Here is a 22555-nt window from a genome sequence, read left to right as displayed (position 1 = left end):
GTTATGGTAGAAGATCCTGCTGCAGCAGCTCTTCAATCTTTTTGTTTGTTTCTAGAATCCGCTGCGTCAGATCTTTCTTCTCTTTCCGCAAAGAATAGATGTCGTAGGCTTTCTGAATATGAATCCGTAAGTCGTCTTCCATCCAGGGTTTTTGAATATACTTATACACCTTTCCTTTATTGATCGCATCAATCACCGCATTGATATCTGCAAATCCGGTCATTAAGATACGTATCGGATCGGGAAACTCATCAAGAATGGATTCTAAAAATTCAATGCCCGTCATCACAGGCATTCTCTGGTCCGTTAAGATCACATGAATATGTTCGGCTTCCAGAATCCTGCGACCTTCTGCTGCAGACTCAGCAAGAAAAATGTTAAACAAACGTCTGAAACCTGCGCGAAAAGCATTTAGATTATGTATTTCGTCGTCTATATACAGAACATTGATTGGAGTGGCGCTCATTTTATATTTTGTAAGGAATGTATTTTAAACTTTTACCTGGACAGTCCCATGCAGTATTTGGCGAAGGGATCTAACTAGGATATTAATTTCTGACGTAGCATAAATTCCAGTTGGCTATTTACCACGAGCAGGTTTTCCGTAAGCAGTTTATTTTGCCTTCTCAGGTCAAAAACCTCAAATGCTTTTTCCAGATTCTGTCTAAGTTCCTCTTCTTGCCAAGGTTTAGTGATATACAAGTATACCTGACCTTTATTTATTGCATCTACAACTGCCGTCAAATCTGAGTAACCGGTTAAAAGTATTCGGATCGGATCAGGATGTTTATCTAAAATGGACGCTAAGAATTCCACTCCAGTCATATTTGGCATCCTTTGGTCGGTCAAAATGATGTGAATATCCTCAGATTCCAAGATCGGCAGCGCGTCTTTACCAGATTCGGCAGTGAATACGTTAAAGGTCCTGCGGAAGGAAGCTTTGAACGCGTTTAGATTGTGAACTTCATCATCTATATATAAAATATTGATCTCTTTTGTGTTCATGTGATTTAATGTGAAGCAAAAGTGAGTAATTACATCTATAATTGCTAATTCTCTATTAAATTAAACTATTTTTGTAAGCATAAATTAGAAATTTCAAGCCGTAATCTATTTTTGTCAAAATGTTAACACTCGCCAACCACTCCGTAGAGAAAGATCTCAGCTACGAGCCCCAGTTCTTCAGAATTTATAAGCCCAATGATCGTGATGCCCTGGAGGCACTGTTGAATGCTAAACCGCATATCAAGATCCATGACGAACTGAATTCTCAGCTTGATGAGTTGATCAAATCGAAGCACCCAAAGAAAAAACCAGCGCCAGAACAGCTTGAGGCACTTAAGCTTTTGCACTTAGGTGACCTAAGTATGGAAGATTACGGTGTATGGGTATATTATCCATGGTCGGAACGTCTAGTACATCTTCTTGATGAAGAGGAGTTCGTTGATATGCGTACCAACCGTAATGTTTACAAGATTACACCGGAAGAACGGGATATATTAGGCAAACAAATCGTAGGTGTGGTAGGCTTATCTGTAGGCCAGTCTGTGTCTGTAACCATGGCAATGGAAAGGGGATTTGGAGAAATCAGGCTTGCAGATTTCGACTTACTCGAACTTTCTAATTTAAACCGGATCCGTACCGGCGTTCAAAGCCTGGGCTTACCAAAGGTGATCATTGTTGCTAGAGAGATCAAAGAGATTGATCCATTCTTGAAGGTTACCTGTTTCAATGATGGGCTTACCGAAGAAAACATGGATCGTTTTTTCACGGCTGGCGGTAAGCTTAATGTGATTGTAGACGAATGTGATGGTTTAGACATCAAAATTCTGTTGCGCCATAAAGCGAAGGCACTAGGAATCCCTGTGGTAATGGATGCCAGTGATCGCGGAACAGTTGATGTTGAACGATTTGATCTGGAGCCAGAACGCCCGATTCTGCACGGCTTAATAGAACACCTGGACCATACACAGGTTAAATATCTGAAGACGAACGAAGAAAAAGTACCTTTTCTATTGGCGATGATCGGTGTAGAAACCTTATCAAACCGATTGAAAGCATCTATGATAGAGGTAGGTCAGTCGATAACAACCTGGCCGCAGCTGGCATCAGCTGTTACACTAGGTGGTGCCTTGTGTGCCGATGTTTGTCGGCGGATCATTCTCGATCAGTACCATGAATCTGGAAGGTATTGGATAGACATCGAAGAACTTATTGGAGATAAAACTCCAAAGGAAGATCATGATTACAGCGTGGTTGACCTCACTGCAGATGAGCTGACCAGGGAAGAAATGGAAAGCGCAGCAAGTGCAACACCAATCGCTAACCACGAAAGCCTAACCATCTTAGATCAGGATCAAGTAACCGAGATTGTTACTGCTGCAGGCTTCGCCCCTTCCGGTGGAAATACGCAACCTTGGAGATTCCTCTATCGTAATGGCATGTTATACCTCTTTCATGACGAAAAAGAGGCGGCTTCCTGGATTAACTATAACAACAACGCCTCCTATATTGCGCTGGGTGCAGCAATTGAAAACCTGAAAGTCAAAGCAGGTTCGCTAGGGTTGAAAGCTCATGCAACACTGTTTCCTTCTGCCGAATATAAGCGTCTGATTGCCTCTATCTACCTCCAAACAACTCAACCGGAAGAAGCCTATTTTCCAGAACTGGTAAGTGCCTTGAACCTACGTCTTACCAACCGGAAAAAAGGTAATGGCGAAAAGATCAGTGATGAGGTGCTAAACAAGCTTGTAGAGACCGTACGCTATACCGAGCAGGCAGATCTGTTGATCCTGGAGGATCAGCAGGAAATTAAAAAGATTGCAGACATTGTTTCCGCAGTAGAAAGAATTCGCTTTATGTTCCCACAAGGACATCACGATTTCTATACCAAAGAACTTAAGTGGACCACCGAAACAGATGGTCCGGTGGAAGAAGGTATGGACATTAAAACGTTAGAACTTGCAGAAAGCGATAAGGTAGGTCTTCGTGTTGCCGCCAGTCCTGAGGTAATTAAACTCCTGAATAAATGGGGCGGTGGGGCAGCTTTTGAAAAAATTTCAAAGGGCCCAATTGCATCATCGTCAGCAATTGGCCTGATTACATTACCTGAATACTCCGCGCTGAACTATCTTATTGGTGGGCAGGCCCTACAACGGGTATGGATGGACGCAAACCTCCAAGGACTATCTTTCCAGCCACTAACCGCACCATTCTTCATGTTCTCCATATTGAATAACACTAATGGTGAAGGTATGCCAGAAAAAATGAGACAGGAATTAACCGCACTAGAAAAGCAAATCAATACAATCTTCCCTTCCCTTTCAGCCAGCAAAGGTGTGTTTATGTTCCGACTATCCTATGCCGATGAAGCAACCATCAGAACCTCTAGAAGACCCGTAAACAAAATCTTGCACTTTAGCTAAAATGAGAAAAATAAGATTCAGATCCTTTACTGCCATCAATGATCCAGAAACCTGTGAAGAATACCTAAAGGAACACGTACAGGTACTAGTAGACTACGGTATTACGAATATCACGACCAATAATCGCGACTGGATGAGCCTTCCTACAGTTCATGGCGTGGTTGCTGAAAATGAAGATGGGGTAATTGTAGGCGGTGTAAGGGTGCACATTGCTGATGGCGTTCATAAACTGCCGGTGGAATCCGCAGTAGGTTATATGGATCCAAATGTAGAGAAGGTTATAAATGCATATGCGGAGCATGGTACAGGCGAGCTTTGTGGCTTATGGAACGCTAAAAGTGTTGCCGGAATTGGCCTGAGCATTTTACTGGTTCGTGCCGGCATTGCAATTGTAAACCAAATTAACTTATCATCTTTGTTTACCATTTGTGCCGACTATACCCTACCGATGGTTAAAAAGGTGGGCTTCATCGTTGAAGATACCCTTGGAAATGGAGGCGAGTTCATTTACCCTAATGAAAACTATATCGCACGCGTGCTACGGAAAATGAATGCGGAAACATTGGAAACAGCTGACGAATACGACAGAGACCGGATTTTCGACCTTCGTACTAACCCAACGCAGAAAACGATGGAACTTGGACCAAGGGGTGAATTAGAAGTCGACTATCATCTAGTAATACCCAACTATGAATAGCAAAGCATTATTTTCATTTATTTATCTGATGGTAGGCCTTCTCTGGTCTGCCATCGGACAGGAGATCATCCAATTAAATGAAGATAAAACCCTTAACAACTTCGGCAAGAAGGTTTATCTACTTACCGATCCGCAACAGCAGTTAACCATAAAAGAGGTTATCAAAGAAGACGGTTTCGAACTGCTGGAAACAGATGTGCCTAATCTTGGCATCAACCACAATGCTTACTGGCTGAAATTACATGTTCAAAATCTTACAGACGCAAAGCAATTAGCGCTACAGATCAGACTTCCAACGCTGGACTTTGTAGACTTCTACCAGGTAGCTCAGCATGGCCAGCTCGTTAAAGAAGAAAAAATCGGCGATCGGCGGCCATATTATGACAGGGAATTTGATAACCCTTTCAGCACCTTCCTTTTCCATGCCAATCCTAAGGAAATCAATACCATTTACATCAGGATAGCGGGATCGGAGCAGCTACAGGTGCCGCTTACCTTATCGACAGAGGCAAGTTTACAGCAAAAGAACTCAGATGCTTACATCATTTTCGGTGTATACGCAGGCATCATCTGTGTAATGTTCGTCTACAACCTTTTTCTATACTTATCTACACGGGATGAGACCTACCTTTATTACATTGTTTATTTGTTCTTTATAGGCCTCCTACAGGCGAACTTCCAGGGTTTTCCATTCAAATACCTCTGGCCAGGAAATATGTGGCTTTCTACCCACGCGGTTTATATCCTGACACCATTAGGAGCGCTGACTGCGCTGGAGTTCATGCGCAAATTTCTGCATACAAAAGAAATCCTGCCTAAGCATAACAGAATGCTGAGCTTATTCTACATTCCCTATGGTATCGCATTGTTGCTGATGGTCATGGGAGAACTCATGTACTCCTACCAACTACTGCAAATTACGGCAATGGTTATTGCGATATACATGCTGGTTATTGCCTTTAAGACCTATAATAATGGTTATAAGTCTGCCAAGTTCTTTATCCGGGCCTGGATAGTGTTCCTGCTTGGCCTTTGTATCTTTGTGTTGAAGGATTACAATATTCTTCCATATAATACCGTCACTTACAACATGATGCCTTTCGGCTCAGCATTAGAAGTGATTTTGCTCTCCTTTGCTTTAGCAGACAAGATCAACATCCTGAAAAAAGAGAAAGAGGCCTCACAGGAAGAGGCACTTAGGATATCTTTGGAAAATGAGAAACTCATTTTAGAACAGAACTTTGAGTTGGAGAAAAAGGTGAACGAACGAACCTTGGAGTTGCAGCAGTCTAATGAAGCTTTGGAGCAAACCCTGAGCGAGCTGAAGGATGCGCAGTCGCAACTCGTAGAATCGGAAAAGATGGCTGGTCTGGGTCAACTTACTGCGGGGATTGCCCACGAAATCAACAATCCAATTAACTTCGTTACAGCCAACATCAAACCGCTTCAACTCGATATTGATGACCTCAACGAAATTATCACCAAATACGAAAAACTAGATCCGAACGCCGACGTTAAGGAACAACTAGACAGTATTGACAAGTTCAAAAAACAGATAGACCTTGATTTTGTGCAGACGGAAATCAAAGGCCTTTTGTCCGGCATTGATGAAGGTGCGAAAAGAACAGCGGAAATCATCAGAAGCCTGAAGAATTTCAGCCGGTTGGATGAAAGCGATACCAAGCCAATTAACCTGAATGAGGGAATTGATTCGACGTTTGTATTACTTCGAAGCACTTTTCCTTCAAATCTAAAGGTCGTAAAAGAATATGGCGACATTCCATTGGTGGAGTGTTTACCAGGTAAGATTAACCAGGTCTTCATGAACATTATTTCCAATGGTATCCATGCGATCAAAAACAAACCAGAACAACGCGAGGAGGAACAGATAGCTGTACGGACCTGGCAGGATGGTGATACCGTTAAGGTCAGCATCAAAGACACTGGCTCTGGAATGACTGAAGAAACCAAGCAGAAAATATTTGAGCCTTTCTTTACCACCAAAGATGTCGGTGAAGGCACAGGATTGGGTCTGTCTATTGTTTTCAGAATAATTGAAAGTCATCAGGGCAACATCGATGTTTTATCGAATGTTGGCGAGGGTACTGAATTTATTATTACATTGCCTGTAAATTAGAAAAAGGATTTATCATGGATACTCCGTCTGTCAAGGTTCTTTACATTGATGATGAAGAACACAATCTACAAGCCTTCAAAGCAAGCTTCAGGCGGCAGTATGAAATCTATACCGCCCTCTCAGCAGCTGAAGGACTGAAGATTCTGCAAAACATAGAAGTCAATGTTATCATCGCCGACCAGAAGATGCCGGAAACAACCGGCGTTCAATTCTTCAAGAGTATAAAAGACTCTCATCCTGACCCAATACGGATTTTACTGACAGGCTACACTGATATTGAAGCCCTTGCTGATGCCATCAATCACGGCGATGTTTACCGCTACATCACTAAGCCCTGGAGTGATCTGGAGCTGCACAATTCCATCAAGAATGCCTATGATGCTTACAAGAGTAAGATCGATCTTAGAAACAAGATATCTGAACTGGAAAAGACCAATGACGAACTGAACAGGTTTATCTACAGTATCTCTCACGAGCTTCGTGCACCATTGGTATCGGTCATCGGAATTGTAAACCTGGTAAAGATGGAAGGGCTCTATAATTCAAGCGGAGAGTATTGGAACCTTATTGAAATCTGCTCAAATAAACTTGATTTCTATATTCAGAAGACACTCCAGTATTACAAGAACAACAAGAACGTAGCGGAGCATAGTCCAGTTGAATTTAGGGGTCTGGTGCAGGACCTGATTAGTCTATACTCCTATTCCGATAGAGAAACCGAGTTCAACGTAAACATCAACCAACCAGTTCCTTTTTATAACGATGCTTTCCGTATCGAGGTTATTCTAGGTAATCTGATCAATAATGCGATCAAATATCAGAAATCTACGGAGCCGAATAAATATGTAAATATTGACATTGACGTAGATGGTCAACGAGCTGAAATTACGATCAGCGACAATGGTATTGGTATCTTAAATGAACATCTGGAAAAAATATTCAATCAGTTCTTTAAAAGCAAGAACCATCATGGAAGTGGTTTAGGCTTGTTCATTGTAAAAGAGGCCTTAAATAAGATCAATGGCAAAATCGAAGTTACTTCAGATTTAGCTGTAGGTACGACATTTAAAATCACGATCCCTAATGGTAAAACCAATTAACGCTCCAAAAGTAGTCATGCTAATTGACGACAATGAAATTGATTTAAAGATCAATGAAAAGGTTGTCCGAATCACTAAACTGTTCGATGATATAATTGTATGCAGATCCGGAGAAGAAGCTTTAAACCACCTGAAGTCTCATCTGACGAATCCGGTATCGCTTCCTGACTTCATCTTATTGGATATACAGATGCCAGATATGAATGGATTTGAGTTCCTGGAACAGTACAAGAGATTGCCGAAAGATCTTATCGATGTATGTATCATTGCAATGCTTTCCTCAACGCTTGACTTTAGTGACATACAGCGAGCAGAGGCTAATCCATACGTTGTTCAACTGCTGAAAAAGCCTCTGATGCCTAAGATTATACTAGATGTGGTGCGAGAGCACCTTCCAGGATAAATCCCTTATTTCTTCTTGATTGCAATTTCTACCCGGCGGTTTCGCTCCCTGCCTTCAGCGGTCGCATTCGTTGCCACAGGTTTCGCTTCGCCGACAGGATTAATGGAGATTCGCTCTGCCTTAACATCTCCTTCGCTGGTAAGCCATGACTTCACGGCTTCAGCACGTGCTTCTGCAAGTTGCTTATTGGAAGCCTGGTCACCACTGGCATCAGTATGTCCAATGATTCTAATGTCGGTATCAGGATACCGCTTTTTCGCAGATTTGGCAACCCTTTCCAACTTGGCTTCTGCACCTGATTTTAGCTGACTTTGACCGGAGTCAAACAATACAGCTTCGGAGATGCTATAAATTGCATACTGTGCATTTCCATGTACTTCAATATCTGCATCTTCAAGCTCATCATAGGTTTCGATCGGTAAGTTCATCTGATCTACACCGCTCCAGTTGGCATTGATCACACTTTCTACGGTGCTGGAATCACTTGCTGCTTCAGCAACAACTTCGGGGTTGCTTTTACCTCTAAGGAAATAAAATGCAATCAGGGCTACAATCACCAATACGATCAGTATCAGCAGCCAATTACTTCTTGTGGGTTTGTTTTCAGAATATGCCATAGTAAGTTTCTTTTAAAACTTTTAACAGTGGCAATATATTCTTTGTTTTAAATAAAGATACTTAGAGTATCATAAGCGAGCGACACACCGGCTGGCAGGTCCTTCTCAACTTCTTCATGCCGACCCAAATTATGGCTCACATGGGTGAGATACGTTTGCTCAGCGCCAACCGTTCGGGCAAACTCAAGTGCTTCTTGCAGATTGAAATGAGAAATATGATCCGTATGCTGCAATGCATTTACAACCAATACGCGGGTACCCTGAAGCTGTTTCATGGTTTCTTCCGGAATGGTCTTGGCATCTGTGATGTAGCTAAAATCACCAATTCTGAAGCCATGAATCGGTAACTTGTAGTGCATAACCTTCAGTGGAACTATGGTGCTTGCACCAATTTGAAAAGCTGCATCTGTAATCGTGTTGAGATTGATCCTCGGCAATCCAAGATACTGAACGTTGGTAAAAATATAGGAAAACTCGCGCTTCAAGGCTTCTTGCACGCGAGGCGCCGCGTAAACATCGATATTCTTATGTAGCATGTAATTGAATGGCCTGATATCATCCATACCTGCTACATGATCCTTATGTTCATGGGTAAAGAGAATGGCATCCAGGTCAGTAGCCTCCGCACGAAGCATTTGATACCTGAAATCCGGACCGCTATCAATGACAATAGTTTTATCATCAGTTTCAATTAAAACTGAAGTTCTCAAACGCTTATCCTTAAAATCTTTAGAAGTACAAACGGCGCACCTACAGGTGATAACGGGTATGCCTTGTGAAGTTCCTGTTCCTAAAAAGGTAATTTTCAAAATACGATGCTGTGCTGGTTACCTTAAATCTACAATTTCAACACCAGGATAGTTTTTAGCGTTGAACGTGAAAGTAGATTCGGGAACCTTGGCGTTCGGCGTAAAAGAGGTTATCGTATAGGTGTATGTGCTACTATTCTTATCAAAAATGACAACGTTTGCGAGCTGCTTTGCAGCTTTATCAATGCTGAGTCTGATCTTAAAATAAGGCTTCTTCGCATCTAAGGGCGACAAATCAATCATTTGGTAAACCTTTGCGCCTGCCTTGCGCTCGCCATTGTAGATGTACTTGAATCCTTTTTCAAAGATGGTGAAAACATTGGCGGGATTCAGCGCATCTTCTGAGTTATCGGCATTGCTCAGCTGCACCTCATCGTCGTTCTTCAGATAGGTCCATTGTACCTTGCCATCGCTGATCAGGTCACGCTCAGTCATGGTGACTTTATACTTTTTACTATTAGATTTTGCGTATAAAGTACCTTTTTCAGATTGCTTGAAGTTGTTTTGTTTATTGTCAACGCTAAAGCTAAAATCAGCCTTAATGATATTGTATGAGCGGTATTTCTTGCTTACTTCTGCCAGGATTGCTTTTGCCTTCGGATCTGTTTGCCCATAGACTGTACCAATTACAAGACTGAAGGCAAACAGCAACGCAACAAGTTTTTTCATATTAGTTTTCTTTATCCAGGTTGTTCAAGAACTGTTCCAAAGCGTAATCATCTGGAAGTAAAACTTCACGGGCCTTACTGCCTTCAAACGGACCGACAACGCCCGCAGCCTCCAACTGATCAATGATCCGGCCCGCCCTGTTGTAACCGAGTTTAAGCTTCCGTTGGATCAAGGATGTAGAGCCTTGCTGGTGCATCACGATCAACCTTGCAGCATCCTCAAACATAGCATCCCGTTCTGAAGCGCTGAATTCCAATTTAGAATTTTCTGCAGCTTCATCAATGTATTCCGGCAGCTGATAGGCCTCCGGATATCCACGCTGATTTCCAATGAACTCGGAGATGCGGTCTACCTCCGGCGTGTCTACAAATGCACATTGAAGCCTGATCAGATCGTTCCCGGTTGATAACAGCATGTCTCCCCTACCAATCAACTGATCTGCACCACCACTGTCCAGAATGGTCCGTGAGTCGATCTTCGAAAGTACCCTGAATGCCAGTCGAGCTGGGAAGTTGGCCTTGATGGTTCCGGTAATGATGTTTACTGAAGGTCTTTGTGTTGCAAGCACCAGGTGTATACCTACAGCACGGGCAAGCTGGGCAAGCCTCGCAATGGGCGTCTCCACCTCTTTACCTGCTGTCATCATTAGATCGGCAAACTCGTCCACCACCAATACAATGTATGGTAGGAAACGATGTGCATTATTCGGATTCAGCTTTCTACGAATAAACTTGTCATTATATTCTTTCAGATTACGAACCTGTGCGTCTTTCAGCAAGTCATAACGCTGATCCATTTCAATACACAGGGAGTTCAGCGTATTAATTACTTTCTTCGTATCTGTGATGATCGCATCCGCTTCTCCGGGCAATTTCGCAAGGAAGTGACGTTCGATCTTATTAAACAAGGTCAACTCCACCTTCTTTGGATCCACAAGCACAAACTTCAGTTGGGATGGATGTTTTTTAAATAGCAAAGATACGAGTAAGGCATTTATACCCACAGACTTACCTTGGCCGGTAGCACCGGCAACCAGTAAGTGTGGCATTTTCGAAAGATCTGCAATATATACCTCATTGGAAATCGTCTTCCCGAGAGCAATCGGCAAGTCCATGGTCGTAGTCTGAAACTTTTCAGTTGCCAGAATGCTTCTCATGGAAACCATTTCCGGATGCATGTTTGGCACCTCAATACCGATGGTTCCTTTGCCCGGCATTGGTGCGATGATCCTGATACCAAGCGCGGCAAGACTTAAAGCGATATCGTCTTCCAGGTTTTTGATCTTCGAAATACGAACACCTGGTGCCGGAATGATCTCGTACAAGGTTACGGTCGGCCCGATGGTGGCTTTTATCTTGTCGATCTCGATATTGTAATGGTTAAGCGTTTCAACGATTTTGTTCTTATTTGCTTCAAGCTCATCTGCGTTAACGGAAATCTTATTGGAGCCATAGTTTTCCAATAGTTCCAGGTGAGGATATTTATAGCTTGCTAAGTCTAAGGTTGGATCATAGGTGCCAAATTGTTCAACCAACTGTTCAGATTTTTTTTCCTCTTCTGTTTTCTCTATCGTAAGTTGAGGAACTGGTTTGTCAAGCTCCTCCTCCACCGGTTTATCGAATTGCAAGTTTGGGCGTATTGCGGCTGGCTTATCAACAGTCGTAGACAGCACGATTGGTGTATTGGCCTCTAGCGTTGTTGCCAATGGAGCAGCAGCAGCTGTGGGCGCAAAAGTGTTTGAAGCAAGTGTGGCGGCAGTAGCAGCTGAGGGCAAGATCTCATGCTCAAAAGCTGGCCGGGGCTTTTCTGGGTTAATGATCACATTTTCTGCCCTTCTTGTCTGCTGTGCCCTACTGGTATTCACGTTGAATTCTACAGGTCTGGAAGGTTGCTCTTCTTCCAGATTTATATTTTCGGGCACCTCAGGTTCAGTATCGTCCTTATCACTTGCACGACCTTTAAGCTCCGGAATTTTGAAATCGATGTTATATGCAATGATCAAAATTGACAAAGCCAGAAAAGCTATCAAACCTGCAACACCTGCCACCCCAATTTGAGCTGAAAGTAATTCGTTGGTCCAAAAGCCAAATTCTCCCTCCAGGTAGTGAGGCGCATTGCCGAAGAAAGCGTGACCAAATCCAAGGCTTAAAGATATGAACAGCAGAAAAAACAAGCTGTAACCAAAGGTTTTTTCAAGTCCGAAAATCTTAACCTTGAACAGCAAACGGTAGCCGATTACAAAGAAAACAAGCACAAAAAGGAATGAGGCGATGCCGAACCACTCATAGATGAATTGGTGTGACAACAGTGCGCCAAACTTACCAAGCCAGTTCTGTACCATTGGAGCAGCTTTCGCTACTTTCAGTTCTTCCGCGGTCTTGAATAAGTTACCCCAACCGCCATTTGCATCAATGACATAGCTTTGATCTTCCTGCCAGGTAAACAGATACGAGGTAAAGGCAATCAAAAAATATAGTGAAAGCACAACGAAGAACAGTCCAAGGATCTTGATAAACCTTCCATCCTGAAGATCAAGTGAAGGCAGCACACTAAGGCGGGACTTCTTCTCTCCAGCAAACCGGTTAGAAAACTGCTTATTTGAAGAATCGTTTTTGAAGGAATTAGACTTAAATTGGTTTGCCCTTTGCGCCATTTTAGGTAAAAAGTAATATGATCAACAAATATAAAAGATATACTTGTATGTCTGGGGAATTAATATGGACATTAACTATAGATCCCAAATCCGGAGCCTGATCTTCTTGACATAATGCCTGATGTCTAAGACAATTGCAGCAAGCACATAGAAAACAATTGGAAATCCTACAGCAAGGAACGAGGCGTAGATAAAGAATAGCCGAATTTTGCTGATTGACATGTCAAGCTTGTCAGCAAGATAGGTGCAAACACCAAAGCTTTGTTTTTCAAAAAAGGTGATGAGCTTTTGAAACATGTGATCTAAATATGCTTAACTTTTGCCTGCATGGTCTATTTAAATCTAACAAAAATAATTCCAACATCAAACATGCAAATTTATCTTTTCAAGTAAGCTAAAAGGAAATAAGCAAGCGCTGAAATTTGGTATAAAGCTGATTATAAGCACATTTCCATTTTAAAATTCGCTTTTTAAAACTTTATCCCTTATCTTGGCATTTGTGAGACCAGAAAAGCTACATATCCCAGATACCTTACACTATGCGCGATCCCTGCGCATGGCTCTGGCTATGTACTGCCGTGTACTTGTCCTAAAGCACGGTTTAGGTGACTCATTTCTTAAAAGCAGTAAAGACTTTATTAAGTAAACCCCGGCCTTAACAGAACCTGGCTTGGGGTACATACTCAAGCATTTTGTTATGGCTAATTTTTGCTGTACCATAAATATTCATTTGCAAACCGGGCAGCTGCTGTCCGAAAATTATTAATCTAAAATCTTATGAAAAAGGAACCTTTGATGATTTCCAGGAAAAACCTGGACCTTCTAAAAACACACCTAAAATCAAGCACAAACCTATCCGCATTCAATCAGCTTAAGCTAAAAGACGAGTTGAAAAATGCCATTGTCCTAAAATCTGAAGAATTGCCCGAAGATGTGATCACATTATATTCTGAAGTGCGGTTCAAAGACATGGAAACTGGACAGGAGTTCAACTACCAGCTGGTAAACCCAAATCAGGCGAATATGCGTGAAGGGAAACTATCAATTTATGTACCCATTGGCATAGCACTTTTCGGCTACAGAACAGGTGCCGAGATACAATGGGAAATGCCTAATGGATTAAGAACCTTTAAAGTGTTAGAGGTGAAAAACGCAAGCCAGTTGAGCAATTTGACCGCTGGTGCTAAGCAGGCGACCCAACTCAATTCCCGAATATAGGAAGATTCAATATTCCCGAGGTATACACAAGGGGTTGACAAGGGGTTAACAAGGTTTTAGCCTTGTCAACCCCTTGTCAACCCCCTGTTAACCCCTTGTCAACCCCACGATAACAGGATTGCTGGTCTACACCTTTTTCAAGATTGATACGCCGATCCCACACTGCAAACATCGCATCTTGCTGCAGTAATTTCTATTAAGCTGAAGTATGGCTTGCGAGGCGAATGCCGATTCGATTTTAACACCGGCAGTCTTATACTGCCGCAATATATGGTTGTTCTCTGGTGCCAGCTGCTCCAGAAAATGCAAGGCTTTATTCATGTAGTGTTCCTGATCCATTAGGCGACCATAGCTGAACATGATCAGGCAAACTGCATTGATGATGATACTTTCAATCGAAGCCTTACCCAACTGCGGCACAAAGGCAGGTGCCTGCTTTTCAAAATGATAATGTCCATGCCAATAGGAATGTATTGGAAGCTGGATAAAAATACTTTTCATATAATCGAGATCGCCGCCATGCAGCACTTTTGAAAACAAATGTTCGGAACGGTTCATTAAGGCCGCAAATTGGGCTATACGTACCGTAGGGAAACCTGTAGGTCGCATTCTTAAAAACTTCCATAGGGATTGCTCTATCGGCTGAAGATTCAGTTTCTGCTTCAAAAACAGGTACTCCCTGCGCAGTTGTGCCGGGTATGGATCGGAGAAGGGACGATTTAAAAATCCTGCTTGTCCAAAGATTAGTGCTTCGGTTTGAAGCGGGGCATCGCGGTATTTGGAATAAAGCTGCATATCAAAAGATGTAGCCAGTAATTCAAAGGGGAGCGAATTTACTTTGAAGCCAAAACTTCTTGCCAGAAAGAAGTTGAATGTCGCTTCCCAATCGCCTTTATGGTGTGTTAATTTGTCCTGAACTTCCCGCGACTTAAATTCCATTCGCTCTACTAAAGCTCTAGAAAAAGCACCTTGCATCACAAGTTGATCCACAGATCCCATTTGTGCATAACAGGGAAAGGGACGACGTACCTCTACCAAACCATTATAGTTCTCTAGAATATGCTGGTGAAAGATGGATTTGAGTTCGAGGGTAGGCATAAAGGATCCATCGGCACGTTTTACCGGCAGATCATTTTCAAGCACAACATGTAAAATCACGTTATTGTAGGCCTGGTCCTGTTCATGACCGTGGCCATTCCACTCCGAAGATCGGACATGTATCTCCACGTTTCCGCTCCAGGTGGTACCTGCCACGATGATTTTCGCATTAAAGAAATCAGGTCCAGCGTGTTTGTTCGGTTGCCCGACCTGTAACACCTGCAGCAGCTCACCTGCTGTTGTGGCCAGGTTCTGTGCGACATATTGCCTGAACTGCCAGATAAAGCTTAGAAAGTCTTCCTTTAAATCCATAAAGGTAAACTTAACTGAAAAGAATTAATTATTTATAAGGTTAATTATTTTCCCTTCTGGTGTAATTTGTGATAAACACACCGGTGATGATTAAAGCTGTTGCAAATAGTAGATCAATGGTGATCTCTTCATTTAGAATTAACCATCCAAGGAAGATCGCAATAATGGTGTTAAAATAAGAGAGTATGCTGGCTTGAATGGCAGTTACCCTTTTCAGAACATAATGGTAGCAGAAAAATCCGATTACCGAGCCAAACACCCCCAGGTATAACACGGCGGCTAAACCTTGTATTTCCCAGGTCCGGAAATCCGTATCACCCGAAAAGACAAAGGCAAGCAGGAGCTGAACTAAGGCAGAGAAGGCAAATTGATAGAATAGATCCAGGAAGATATTTGGCGTTTTATGCGTGTGTTTTTTGATGTAAATGGTGCCAATGGACCAGCCGGTAACCGCAAAGCCCATGATCATAATGCCTTGGCGGTAATCGGGATCAAGCAGATCTTTTAAGCCATCGCGGAAAATAAACGCAATGCCCAGAAGACCGAGTATTACGCCTGCAATTCCCTTTGCGGACGGTTTTTGGATGCCGACCATGACGCTGCCGACAAAGACGAATAAGGGTGAAAGAGAATTGAGCAGTGAGGCAAGGCCCGAGGAGATGTTCTTTTCCGCAACCGTTGTGAAGCCATTTGCTACGACAATCATTAATATGGAAAGCAACATTTGTCGCCGCGCATGTGCCCAGCTTATCCAGGCCAGTTCCTTTCGTTGCAGCAGATAGACAAGCAAAATAATGGAAGCGGCACTCTGGCGTATCGCTGTAACAAACCAAGGCGGTATGCTGTGTACGGCAATGCGGATACCGAGGTAGGTAGTTCCCCAAATCACCGCAACACCGAGCATCGCAAATGCCAGTTTGACATCTAATTTTGTAGAGATCATAGGATATTGGCACGGCGCAGCCATGCTTCCATTTCAATTTGAAGTTTTAGTGCTTCCTCACGGGCCTTTTCGGCGAAATCTTCACCATCACCGGCGTATATAATACCTCTGGACGAGTTTATAAGCAATCCACACTGATCGTTAAGACCGTTTTCGCAGACTTCATCCAAGCTTCCTCCCTGTGCACCAACACCAGGAACAAGCAGGAAATTATCTGGCGCGTATTTGCGCACGTTCTTAAATTCAGCACCCTTAGTTGCACCCACAACGTACATCATTTGTTCGCTATTGGCCCATGTTGAGGCGGTTCGAAGCACATTTTCATATAGCTTCCCTTCTGCCGCCTGTTGTTGCTGGAAATCATTACTACCGTTATTAGATGTTAGCGCGAGCAAAATCACCCACTTGTCTTCAAATTTTAGGAAAGGTTCTACGGAGTCCTTTCCCATATAAGGAGCAACCGTAATCGCATCGAAACTCATCCCTGATTGTGCCTGATTAAAAAATGCTTCAGCATACATGGCAGAAGTGTTACCGATGTCGCCTCTTTTCGCGTCGGCAATACTAAAGATATCCTGGGGAATATATTTCCAGGTTTCAATCAGTGTTTCCCAGCCTTTTAAACCCATACACTCATAAAATGCAGTATTTGGCTTGTAAGCTACACACAAATCTTTAGTAGCATCAATGATCTCTTTATTGAACGTTAGTACAGGATTTTCGTACTTTAATAAATGTTTAGGAAGCTTTTCATGTGCCGGATCAAGGCCAATGCACAAAAAAGATTTCTTAATTTTTATCTGCTCAAACAGTTGATCTTTATTCATATGAGGTATTTTGGGCACAAATATGACAATTTATCTATGTAAATTGGCACTGAATTGGTGGTAGAACGAGAAAAACGTACCTGTTAATTTGAGTTTTTTTTGGAGAATAGATAAGTTATACATACAATTGCAGCATAATTCTCTATAGTTCATCTGAACAATCAGAAAATCTCGATTTTTAAAACTGTACTATTTTACCTTTTTAATTGCATTTAATTGCTTTATACAATTGAAAACTTCCTTTATACAAATTTCTCTACAACCATATAATGTTTAACAAAACAGAATTAAATGAAAAGCTTACGGCTGAACTGCGTGAGCTTGCAAAAGCTAATGGCATTTTAAATACAGACACTCTTCGCAAACCAGAATTAGTTGAAATTATATCGCAGATTGCTGAACAGGAAACCCTTGGTGCTCCTGCCGAAGCAGTGGCTGAAGTAAAAGCCCCTAAAGCCCGGTTAACCAAGTCTGCAACTTTAGATAAACCGGTTCGCAAGCGTACCAGAATAGCCGCAAAAGACGACAATGCGCTTTCTGCTGGCCTTTTCGCCCCTGAACTGGCCCGGGAAAATGACGTGCAAGTGTTGCCTGAAGTAGAGCAGGTAACCGAAGCAGCTAGCCCGGTAGAGAACGTGGAAGCAGTGCCTGAAGTAAACACAGCCGTGCCTGCAGAACAAGCTGCAGCCCGCACAGAGGAAAAACCTGGGCAGCACCGTAACAAAGTTGACGGTAACCAGAACAGACCTGCGAAACAGAAAGAGGCAAGACCCGCCCGCGAAGAAAACAGGCCAAAAAACCCTAATCATACTAAACAAGCGGAAAATAGCTACTCGAATCTTGATTTCGATAATACCATCACCAATGAAGGTGTATTGGAGATCATGCCCGACGGTTATGGCTTTTTAAGATCTGCAGATTACAACTACCTATCCTCTCCGGATGATATTTATGTATCGCAGTCGCAAATAAAATTATTCGGACTTAAAACCGGTGATACTGTAAAAGGTAGTATCCGCCCGCCCAAAGAAGGTGAAAAATATTTCCCATTGGTTCGCGTGGAAACCATCAATGGTCGCACACCGGCAGACGTAAGGGACCGCGTTCCTTTCGACTATCTAACCCCGTTATTCCCACAGGAACGCTTAAACCTCTTCACCGAAACGAACAACTACTCTACCAGGATCATTGACCTTTTTACACCAATTGGTAAAGGTCAGCGTGGTTTGATTGTAGCGCAGCCGAAAACAGGTAAAACGAACCTGTTAAAAGAAGTTGCAAATGCAATTGCTAAAAACCATCCTGAAGTTTACCTGATCATTCTTTTGATTGATGAGCGTCCGGAAGAGGTAACTGACATGGCACGTAGCGTGAGAGCAGAAGTTATTGCTTCTACTTTTGATGAGCCTGCAGAAAGACACGTTAAGATCGCCAATATCGTGCTTGAAAAAGCAAAGCGCCTGGTTGAGTGCGGACATGATGTAGTAATACTGTTAGACTCCATTACCCGTCTGGCCAGGGCATACAATACTACTGCACCCGCATCAGGCAAGATCTTATCTGGTGGTGTGGATGCAAATGCCCTTCATAAACCAAAACGCTTCTTCGGAGCAGCACGTAATATTGAGAAAGGTGGTTCATTAACCATTTTAGCTACGGCACTTACCGAAACAGGTTCTAAAATGGATGAAGTGATCTTTGAAGAATTCAAAGGAACCGGTAACATGGAACTTCAGCTGGATCGTAAGTTATCGAACAAACGTATCTTCCCTGCAATTGATATTACCGCTTCTAGTACCAGAAGAGACGATTTACTACACGATAGAGATACGTTACAACGTGTTTGGATTTTACGTAACCATTTAGCTGACATGAATGCGCAGGAAGCAATGGAATTTGTTCAGGCTCAGATCCGAAATACCAAGAGCAATGAAGAGTTCCTTATTTCAATGAATAGCTAAATAGAATGATAAAAAGACATATCCCCAATGCATTAACATGTGCCAACTTATTATCTGGTTGTATTGGGGTTGTTTTTGCTTTTAATAACCGGCTGGACGTAGCGGCTTATGCCGTGCTGATTTCAGGGATTTTCGACTTTTTTGATGGCAATTTGGCTCGCATGCTGAATGTGAAGTCGCCGATTGGCAAAGAGCTCGACTCCCTTGCGGATATGGTAAGCTTTGGTTTTTTACCAGGTGCTGTGATGTTTAAGTTGCTTGAACAAACACAAAGTGACATCGCGTATCTACCTTACTTCGGATTTTTAATTACCATATTCTCTGCATTACGTCTGGCAAAATTCAACATCGACACAAGGCAAACAGAGGACTTTATTGGTTTAAATACGCCAATGAACACCCTGTTTATTGTATCCTTGCCCTTCATTCAGCTGCAATACCCCGGACTGATTGGCTCTCCCCTGCTGCTGGTTGGTATCACTGTACTGGTGAGTTGGTTGCTGATCTCTGAGATCAGGATTTTCTCCCTGAAGTTTGGAACAATGGCCTGGGCGGATAATAAAACGAAATTCGTTTTTCTGATTATATCGGCAGTATTGATTGCTTTTCTTAAATTTGTGGCCATACCATTTGTATTGGTGCTCTACATTTTGAGTTCTTTTGTTCATTTTAGAAACAACCCATATAACTAACATCATTTAAAAAATAGACCAATGAAATTTATTGCACAGATCGACGTAATGCCAAAAAAAGAGATTCTTGACCCTCAGGGAAAAGCGGTAACTGGTAGCATGAAAAATATTGGTTTAGGCGAAATCACCAATGTGCGTGTAGGTAAACACATCAGCCTGGAAGTTGAGGCGGAAAGTGAAGCAGAAGCGAGCGAAAAAGTTGATCGTGCTTGTAAGCAATTATTAGCCAACCTGATTATGGAAAGCTATGAATTTAAAATAGCAGCTGTTTAAAGCTGCTTTTCTAATTCTGACTTTGCAGTATCAATTTGCACATTGAGGATTGCAATAAAGCTGTTTAGTTCTTCAAGGGCGGCCGGCAATGCTTCCAGATCTTTCTGATCGCGTGCATTTACCTCCATGAGCTGCATATGATTTTTAGCATCCTCACGACCCACGTAAGCAAACGTGGGTTTTATTTTATGCGCACAACTGGAAACTTTTGGCCAGTTCTTTTCTTCAAGTGCCCGGGACAGGTCGTCTATGTAGATTGGAGTTTGCTGCTTAAACATTTCAAGCATCTCAATCATGAATTCTATACTATCACCCGACATATCCCTTAAATAGGATAGATCTAAAGGTTCAGCATTTTTTGCTTTATCGATCATAGTGCAATATTAGAAATTATATTTTTTTAACGGCTGTATCATCATGTAAAGATTGCAACAAATCTTCTACTTTGCTGTTGAGCACCGGATGGATGTATGTTGCGGCAATTTCTGCTAATGGCTCGAGCACAAATCTGCGGTTTTGCATCTCTGGATGCGGAATGGTGAGTTTACCTTCAACACTTACAATCGCTGATGCATAGAAGATCAGGTCTATATCAATGGTTCTGGAGCCCCAGCGCTCTGTGCGTTGCCTGCCAAGTTGCTTTTCAATGTTTAAAGCCTTTTCTAGAACTTCTAAGGCGCTTAAAGTAGTTTGCACCATAATTGCCATGTTGAGGAACGCGGGCTGCGCTGTGTTGCCCCAGGGTGCGGTTTCGTACAACGATGAACGCAAACATACATCACCAATCTCTGCTTCAATCCTTTCAATTGCCTGCCTCATCATTAATTCACGGTCGCCCAAATTACTTCCCAGTAACATATAGACCTCTTTGTACTCTAAAACCATATTAAACCGAAGTCCTTATTACTATATTTACAAATTAAATACTAAACCTTCACATGAGAGAATTTTTTAAGTATGTTTTTGCTACGGTTGTGGGATTCGTTATCTCAATTGTCCTAGTGATTATCTTCTGTTTCGTCATTTTAGCGGGGATGCTGTCCACAATCAGCAAGGATAAAAAAGTAGAGACGACCAGTAATTCTGTGCTCATTCTGAACCTGGATCAGGCTATTCTAGAACGTACTCCCGATAATAAATTCGATAATCTTCCATTCCTCGGTTCCATGTCGGGTAAGTCGATAGGTTTCTACGACCTGATCAAGGCATTGAAAGAGGCTAAGACAGATGACAACATCAAATGTATCTATCTGAATGTTTCTGCTCCGGCTACCGGTAAAGCAACATTAAAGGAAGTTCGTGATGCATTGCTTGATTTTCGTAAAAGCAAAAAAACCATTGTGGCTTACAGCGAACTTTATAACCAGGATGCTTATTACCTCGCCTCAGCAGCAGATAAGGTTTATTTAAATCCACAGGGAGCTATGGAATTTAAAGGTTTCAGTTCTGAACTGATGTTCTTCAAGGGCGCCCTGGAGAAACTTGGCGTGGAGGCACAAATTATCCGTGTGGGTAATTATAAAAGTGCGGTTGAGCCATTTATAAATGAAAAGATGAGTGATTTCAACCGCAAGCAGGTAAATGCATACGTTGGCGGTTTGTATGATGTATTCTTGTCTGCAGTTGCTGAATCGCGAAAAATTGCAAAAGACAGCTTATATGCTTACGCGAATGACTACAGAATACAGCTTGCTGATGATGCACTAACTTACAAGATGGTTGATGGCTTACGTTACAAGGATGAAGTGATTGAGGAGTTGAAAAAGCTAAGTGGCCGTGCAGGCAAAAAGACCTTGAATACCGTTTCTATTAACGATTACGCAGAAAATGTATCATCCGCTGACTACTCAACCAAAGATAAAATTGCGGTGATTTATGCTAATGGCGACATCATTGGGGGCGAAGGTTCTGATGAATCGATTGGCTCGGAACGGATTTCCCGTGAGATTAGAAAGGCCAGACAAGATAGCAGTATTAAAGGGATCGTTTTGCGTATCAACAGTGGCGGTGGAAGTGCACTGGCCTCAGATGTAATGTGGCGTGAGGTCGAATTGAGCAAGAAAGTAAAACCCGTTATCGCATCTTTTGGTGATGTGGCAGCTTCTGGTGGCTACTACATGGGTGTTGCAGCAGATTCAATTTTTGTACAACCTAACACCATTACAGGATCTATAGGGGTATTTGGTATCATTCCGAACTTCCAGAATCTGCTTAATGATAAACTGGGTATCACATTCGACAATGTTAAAACCGGGAAATATGCAGACATCATGAGTACCTACCGTCCCCTTACCCCTTCTGAAAGACAATTGATTCAGTCTGACATCAATCATGTATATGATACTTTCCTTAGCCGCGTAGCTTCTGGCAGAAAAAAGTCGAAAGCTGCCGTTGATTCTATTGGCGGCGGACGCGTTTGGGTTGGAACAGATGCGGTGAAAATCGGACTGGCTGATCGTCTGGGCAACTTCCAGGATGCAATTAATGCTGCTGCAAAGAAGGCGGGATTGAAGAACTTCAGGGTTATTGAATACCCGGACAAGATTGCGCCTTTGAACCAGTTTTTATCTAATGCTGAAGATAAAGTACGCGTGTACTTTGCTAAGGAAGAGCTTGGGGATAATTACATGATCTATCAACAGATGAAAAAGGCAATATTAAACTCTGGTTTACAAGCACGATTACCCTACGAAATTCGAGTAAATTAAGCTTTGATAATGA

At 42.4% G+C, this 22555-nt stretch carries 22 protein-coding genes; 10 read left to right on the top strand and 12 right to left on the bottom strand.

Going from position 1 to position 22555, the window contains the following annotated elements; genetic code table 11:
* Position 1 precedes the first annotated feature (1 nt).
* Together ACTHQF_RS12050 and ACTHQF_RS12045 are read right to left on the bottom strand one after the other, a co-directional pair.
* Positions 2–466 (bottom strand): response regulator, encoded by a 465-nt coding sequence (locus ACTHQF_RS12050; RefSeq protein WP_440430469.1) that lies wholly within the window; start codon positions 464–466, stop codon positions 2–4.
* Between the two features lie 74 nt (positions 467–540).
* Positions 541–1005, bottom strand: a complete 465-nt coding sequence (locus ACTHQF_RS12045) for a response regulator (protein WP_440430468.1) — start codon at positions 1003–1005, stop codon at positions 541–543.
* Positions 1006–1124: 119 nt separating this feature from the next.
* Here ACTHQF_RS12045 and ACTHQF_RS12040 point away from each other — a divergent pair, with 119 nt between their 5' ends.
* From ACTHQF_RS12040 to ACTHQF_RS12020, 5 genes are read left to right on the top strand one after another with little or no spacing between them, the layout of a single operon-like run.
* The gene (locus ACTHQF_RS12040; protein WP_440430467.1) at positions 1125–3425 is read left to right on the top strand and encodes an Rv1355c family protein; all 2301 of its coding nucleotides are present in this window, start codon (positions 1125–1127) and stop codon (positions 3423–3425) included.
* 1 nt (position 3426) lies between these two features.
* Positions 3427–4122: a hypothetical protein gene (locus ACTHQF_RS12035; protein ID WP_440430466.1), complete on the top strand. Its 696-nt coding sequence runs from the start codon at positions 3427–3429 to the stop codon at positions 4120–4122.
* A gap of 28 nt (positions 4123–4150) precedes the next feature.
* Positions 4151–6259: a sensor histidine kinase gene (locus tag ACTHQF_RS12030; protein ID WP_440430465.1), complete on the top strand. Its 2109-nt coding sequence runs from the start codon at positions 4151–4153 to the stop codon at positions 6257–6259.
* A gap of 14 nt (positions 6260–6273) precedes the next feature.
* Complete coding sequence (locus ACTHQF_RS12025) at positions 6274–7359, top strand: hybrid sensor histidine kinase/response regulator (RefSeq protein ID WP_440430464.1); 1086 nt, start codon at positions 6274–6276, stop codon at positions 7357–7359.
* Positions 7343–7762: a response regulator gene (locus ACTHQF_RS12020; protein WP_440430463.1), complete on the top strand. Its 420-nt coding sequence runs from the start codon at positions 7343–7345 to the stop codon at positions 7760–7762. The genes ACTHQF_RS12025 and ACTHQF_RS12020 overlap by 17 nt, the downstream gene beginning before the upstream one ends.
* A gap of 5 nt (positions 7763–7767) precedes the next feature.
* On the opposite strand, the gene ACTHQF_RS12015 is transcribed toward ACTHQF_RS12020, so the two are convergent.
* From ACTHQF_RS12015 to ACTHQF_RS11995, 5 genes are all read right to left on the bottom strand, one after another.
* Complete coding sequence (locus ACTHQF_RS12015; protein ID WP_440430462.1) at positions 7768–8379, bottom strand: OmpA family protein; 612 nt, start codon at positions 8377–8379, stop codon at positions 7768–7770.
* Positions 8380–8426: 47 nt separating this feature from the next.
* Positions 8427–9188: an MBL fold metallo-hydrolase gene (locus ACTHQF_RS12010; RefSeq protein ID WP_440430461.1), complete on the bottom strand. Its 762-nt coding sequence runs from the start codon at positions 9186–9188 to the stop codon at positions 8427–8429.
* Between the two features lie 18 nt (positions 9189–9206).
* Positions 9207–9857: a LolA family protein gene (locus ACTHQF_RS12005; RefSeq protein WP_440430460.1), complete on the bottom strand. Its 651-nt coding sequence runs from the start codon at positions 9855–9857 to the stop codon at positions 9207–9209.
* A gap of 1 nt (position 9858) precedes the next feature.
* Positions 9859–12510, bottom strand: coding sequence for a DNA translocase FtsK 4TM domain-containing protein (locus ACTHQF_RS12000; protein WP_440430459.1), 2652 nt, complete (start codon positions 12508–12510; stop codon positions 9859–9861).
* 75 nt (positions 12511–12585) lie between these two features.
* Positions 12586–12807, bottom strand: coding sequence for a PspC domain-containing protein (locus tag ACTHQF_RS11995; RefSeq protein ID WP_440430458.1), 222 nt, complete (start codon positions 12805–12807; stop codon positions 12586–12588).
* A gap of 480 nt (positions 12808–13287) precedes the next feature.
* Here ACTHQF_RS11995 and ACTHQF_RS11990 point away from each other — a divergent pair, with 480 nt between their 5' ends.
* Positions 13288–13728, top strand: a complete 441-nt coding sequence (locus ACTHQF_RS11990) for a GreA/GreB family elongation factor (RefSeq protein WP_440430457.1) — start codon at positions 13288–13290, stop codon at positions 13726–13728.
* Between the two features lie 126 nt (positions 13729–13854).
* Here ACTHQF_RS11990 and ACTHQF_RS11985 read toward each other — a convergent pair whose 3' ends face one another.
* The 3 genes from ACTHQF_RS11985 to pyrF are packed head-to-tail and all read right to left on the bottom strand — an operon-like array spanning position 13855 to position 16908.
* The gene (locus ACTHQF_RS11985) at positions 13855–15138 is read right to left on the bottom strand and encodes a DUF2851 family protein (RefSeq protein ID WP_440430456.1); all 1284 of its coding nucleotides are present in this window, start codon (positions 15136–15138) and stop codon (positions 13855–13857) included.
* A gap of 40 nt (positions 15139–15178) precedes the next feature.
* Positions 15179–16081 carry a DMT family transporter gene (locus ACTHQF_RS11980; RefSeq protein WP_440430455.1) on the bottom strand — a complete coding sequence of 301 codons (903 nt, stop codon included), beginning with the start codon at positions 16079–16081 and terminating at the stop codon, positions 15179–15181.
* The gene (gene pyrF / locus ACTHQF_RS11975; RefSeq protein WP_440430454.1) at positions 16078–16908 is read right to left on the bottom strand and encodes an orotidine-5'-phosphate decarboxylase; all 831 of its coding nucleotides are present in this window, start codon (positions 16906–16908) and stop codon (positions 16078–16080) included. The genes ACTHQF_RS11980 and pyrF overlap by 4 nt, the downstream gene beginning before the upstream one ends.
* A 269-nt stretch (positions 16909–17177) precedes the next feature.
* On the opposite strand from pyrF, the gene rho reads away from it, so the two are divergent.
* The 3 genes from rho to purS are packed head-to-tail and all read left to right on the top strand — an operon-like array spanning position 17178 to position 19834.
* Positions 17178–18869 (top strand): transcription termination factor Rho, encoded by a 1692-nt coding sequence (gene rho, locus ACTHQF_RS11970; RefSeq protein WP_440430453.1) that lies wholly within the window; start codon positions 17178–17180, stop codon positions 18867–18869.
* Positions 18870–18874: 5 nt separating this feature from the next.
* A complete protein-coding gene (pssA, locus tag ACTHQF_RS11965) occupies positions 18875–19561 on the top strand; it encodes a CDP-diacylglycerol--serine O-phosphatidyltransferase (RefSeq protein ID WP_440430452.1) in 687 nt (228 codons plus the stop codon).
* A gap of 21 nt (positions 19562–19582) precedes the next feature.
* Positions 19583–19834, top strand: a complete 252-nt coding sequence (purS, locus tag ACTHQF_RS11960; protein WP_440430451.1) for a phosphoribosylformylglycinamidine synthase subunit PurS — start codon at positions 19583–19585, stop codon at positions 19832–19834.
* On the opposite strand, the gene ACTHQF_RS11955 is transcribed toward purS, so the two are convergent.
* Positions 19831–20208, bottom strand: coding sequence for an Hpt domain-containing protein (locus ACTHQF_RS11955; RefSeq protein WP_440430450.1), 378 nt, complete (start codon positions 20206–20208; stop codon positions 19831–19833). The genes purS and ACTHQF_RS11955 overlap by 4 nt on opposite strands.
* Before the next feature lie 16 nt (positions 20209–20224).
* Positions 20225–20719 (bottom strand): 2-amino-4-hydroxy-6-hydroxymethyldihydropteridine diphosphokinase, encoded by a 495-nt coding sequence (gene folK, locus ACTHQF_RS11950; RefSeq protein WP_440430449.1) that lies wholly within the window; start codon positions 20717–20719, stop codon positions 20225–20227.
* 53 nt (positions 20720–20772) lie between these two features.
* Between folK and sppA the strand changes: the two genes are divergently transcribed.
* Positions 20773–22542 (top strand): signal peptide peptidase SppA, encoded by a 1770-nt coding sequence (sppA, locus tag ACTHQF_RS11945; RefSeq protein WP_440430448.1) that lies wholly within the window; start codon positions 20773–20775, stop codon positions 22540–22542.
* Positions 22543–22555: the final 13 nt, after the last annotated feature.

This window comes from Pedobacter sp. SAFR-022, assembly GCF_051965375.1.
Lineage (GTDB): Bacteria > Bacteroidota > Bacteroidia > Sphingobacteriales > Sphingobacteriaceae > Pedobacter.
This window is presented reverse-complemented; position numbering and strand designations above follow the sequence as displayed.

Coding starts and splice junctions, on each gene's coding strand:
- ACTHQF_RS11955 (WP_440430450.1), bottom strand. CDS start 20,208: ATGATCGATAAAGCAAAAAATGCTGAACCTTTAGATCTATCCTATTTA.
- ACTHQF_RS12040 (WP_440430467.1), top strand. CDS start 1,125: ATGTTAACACTCGCCAACCACTCCGTAGAGAAAGATCTCAGCTACGAG.
- ACTHQF_RS12000 (WP_440430459.1), bottom strand. CDS start 12,510: ATGGCGCAAAGGGCAAACCAATTTAAGTCTAATTCCTTCAAAAACGAT.
- ACTHQF_RS12030 (WP_440430465.1), top strand. CDS start 4,151: ATGGTAGGCCTTCTCTGGTCTGCCATCGGACAGGAGATCATCCAATTA.
- pyrF (WP_440430454.1), bottom strand. CDS start 16,908: ATGAATAAAGATCAACTGTTTGAGCAGATAAAAATTAAGAAATCTTTT.
- ACTHQF_RS12035 (WP_440430466.1), top strand. CDS start 3,427: ATGAGAAAAATAAGATTCAGATCCTTTACTGCCATCAATGATCCAGAA.
- ACTHQF_RS12005 (WP_440430460.1), bottom strand. CDS start 9,857: ATGAAAAAACTTGTTGCGTTGCTGTTTGCCTTCAGTCTTGTAATTGGT.
- ACTHQF_RS11995 (WP_440430458.1), bottom strand. CDS start 12,807: ATGTTTCAAAAGCTCATCACCTTTTTTGAAAAACAAAGCTTTGGTGTT.
- pssA (WP_440430452.1), top strand. CDS start 18,875: ATGATAAAAAGACATATCCCCAATGCATTAACATGTGCCAACTTATTA.
- sppA (WP_440430448.1), top strand. CDS start 20,773: ATGAGAGAATTTTTTAAGTATGTTTTTGCTACGGTTGTGGGATTCGTT.
- ACTHQF_RS12020 (WP_440430463.1), top strand. CDS start 7,343: ATGGTAAAACCAATTAACGCTCCAAAAGTAGTCATGCTAATTGACGAC.
- ACTHQF_RS12050 (WP_440430469.1), bottom strand. CDS start 466: ATGAGCGCCACTCCAATCAATGTTCTGTATATAGACGACGAAATACAT.
- ACTHQF_RS11990 (WP_440430457.1), top strand. CDS start 13,288: ATGAAAAAGGAACCTTTGATGATTTCCAGGAAAAACCTGGACCTTCTA.
- purS (WP_440430451.1), top strand. CDS start 19,583: ATGAAATTTATTGCACAGATCGACGTAATGCCAAAAAAAGAGATTCTT.
- ACTHQF_RS11980 (WP_440430455.1), bottom strand. CDS start 16,081: ATGATCTCTACAAAATTAGATGTCAAACTGGCATTTGCGATGCTCGGT.
- ACTHQF_RS12045 (WP_440430468.1), bottom strand. CDS start 1,005: ATGAACACAAAAGAGATCAATATTTTATATATAGATGATGAAGTTCAC.
- ACTHQF_RS12015 (WP_440430462.1), bottom strand. CDS start 8,379: ATGGCATATTCTGAAAACAAACCCACAAGAAGTAATTGGCTGCTGATA.
- folK (WP_440430449.1), bottom strand. CDS start 20,719: ATGGTTTTAGAGTACAAAGAGGTCTATATGTTACTGGGAAGTAATTTG.
- rho (WP_440430453.1), top strand. CDS start 17,178: ATGTTTAACAAAACAGAATTAAATGAAAAGCTTACGGCTGAACTGCGT.
- ACTHQF_RS11985 (WP_440430456.1), bottom strand. CDS start 15,138: ATGGATTTAAAGGAAGACTTTCTAAGCTTTATCTGGCAGTTCAGGCAA.
- ACTHQF_RS12025 (WP_440430464.1), top strand. CDS start 6,274: ATGGATACTCCGTCTGTCAAGGTTCTTTACATTGATGATGAAGAACAC.